Genomic DNA, 1840 nt, shown 5'->3' on the forward strand with positions numbered 1-1840 from the left:
ACAGTGAGCGTATTTCCTTCCACCTTTGAAGATGTATAGCTGCCTTTAACTTCGGGATAAGGTTTGTCATCATACGAAGGAACGTTTTTAATGGTTTTATCACCCACCGACTCATTAACGTATTCAATCCAAAAATTCTTGTAATTCTTGCATTTGAAAGTATATGTACCGCCAAGTTTTGGCACGCCAATAGCCTTGCCAAAACTTGGTGTTAGTGCTTCTTCATAATTGTTCTTTTCCCATTTCATGGCATCCCAATCACCATCGTCTTTGCTGCATGAAGTTAATGATAAGATGCAAGTAAAAAGCAACATGGTTGCAAATAGTCTCTCTTTCATTTGTTATATATTTAATGGTTTTTATTATAAAACGCACAACCTCTTTGAATATTACATGAAAAATGCAACTTTTTCAGGATGAATATCCACTGCTCTCCTCCTTATTTTAATACGCTATTCAAAAACAAGTTTTTTGAACTTTTTATTTTCCATAAATACCTTTATATATGATGTAGAAACTGGTCCAACTACCGTGCCACACAATCCTGTCTTTGATTGCAAACGCTTTATATATGATGTAGAAACTGGTCCAACTACCGTATCGTTATTGCGATATTTTAATTTATTGTCGAAAGCATTAATAATCCAATTGTCAAGTTTTGCTTTTCGTTCAATTATTATGGTTGAATCATTCCAATAAACTATATGCACGCTATCTATTACAGGGTCATTATCGCTTGATAATTTGCATTTCAAGTAATATGAATCATAGTATTCGTCTGGAGGATATATATAGTATTTATCAACCAGTTTAATGCCTGTTGAAGAACAACTGACAAGAAGAGACAGCAATATGAAATAGAAATACTTAATCATAATCTTTTTTGCGATTTTACTTAATCATTGTAGAACTGCCACAAAAATACAACTTTTTCAGAAGAAATACCCACTTGACTCCTTTTTATTTTTATATCCGTGGTCTTGGAAGAGTTTGGCGGTGTCTGAGTTTTTCCATTCAGCGAATACGTTGCCTTTGGCTAAACGTATGCTGTTCACGATGTCGATGATGCTTGGTATCGGGTATTCACCGATGCGGAGGATAGAGAACTCGATGGCAGAGATGCGCTGATACATCCGCTTGTATTGAGCGGTGTCGAGAGTCATATCCCACTTGTTGAGAGCGTTGGCCGTGCGAAGCATGTCCATGAGTTCCGGACTGAAGAACTCCGTTTCGAGGCGGTGCTCAATGGTGAGCAACTTGGCACGAGTGTCCTGGTATCGCAGCCAGATATGGTCAGCGAAGCCCAACTGGTGCACAATGTCAAGCGTAGGAAACATCGTGGCAGCGAAGTAATTGAACTGCTCCGAAGCAGTCCAATGGTGGGCATCCGGAAGCATGGTGAGGATAACAGCAAGCGCATCGTCGCGCTGTTTTTCGAGAGACAGAAGTAGTCTTTCGATACGATCCTTGCTTGCTGGTGCAATATTTTGGTTGCTGACAATGCCGAAGCCGTTAGGCGTAAGGATGAGGTCGAGCTGTGGCACGGCGTGGCGCATCGCCTCTGCAGCCGTGATGATACGGCAGTAGTGCAGGAGCGGTGTGCTGTCAGAGTATGTGCGGATGCGACTCATTGTGTCGGACGAAACGAAAGTGTCGGTAAGCCATTGCTCCGCCTGTAAGAGGTGATACTGTATCTTGTCAAAAAGAGATAGTTCACCAGCAACCGCTTTGAGGGTGTTGGGGACGTACTTCTTTAGAGTATCGTTGTCATTTATCAGCATTGCCATTGTCTTTGGATTTATTGATTGAAACTTGCTTTGCGTCCTTATTCTCATCGAGC

Annotated in this window: 3 protein-coding genes; all 3 read right to left on the bottom strand. The window is 41.2% G+C overall.

The window, feature by feature from the left end; all coding sequences use genetic code 11:
* Nucleotides 1-338, bottom strand: a 338-nt coding sequence (locus HMPREF0673_RS13460; RefSeq protein WP_007901472.1) for a hypothetical protein, incomplete at its 3' end; no start/stop codon positions are given.
* Nucleotides 339-452: 114 nt separating this feature from the next.
* Entirely contained in the window at nt 453-875 is a 423-nt protein-coding gene (locus tag HMPREF0673_RS09520; RefSeq protein WP_007901473.1) for a hypothetical protein, read from the bottom strand.
* Between the two features lie 57 nt (nt 876-932).
* Nucleotides 933-1840 (bottom strand): DUF6712 family protein (locus HMPREF0673_RS14775; protein ID WP_007901474.1); only part of this gene is annotated, 908 nt, incomplete at its 5' end.

It is taken from the genome of Leyella stercorea DSM 18206 (genome assembly GCF_000235885.1).
Lineage (GTDB): Bacteria > Bacteroidota > Bacteroidia > Bacteroidales > Bacteroidaceae > Prevotella > Prevotella stercorea.

Coding starts and splice junctions, on each gene's coding strand:
- HMPREF0673_RS09520 (WP_007901473.1), bottom strand. CDS start 875: ATGATTAAGTATTTCTATTTCATATTGCTGTCTCTTCTTGTCAGTTGT.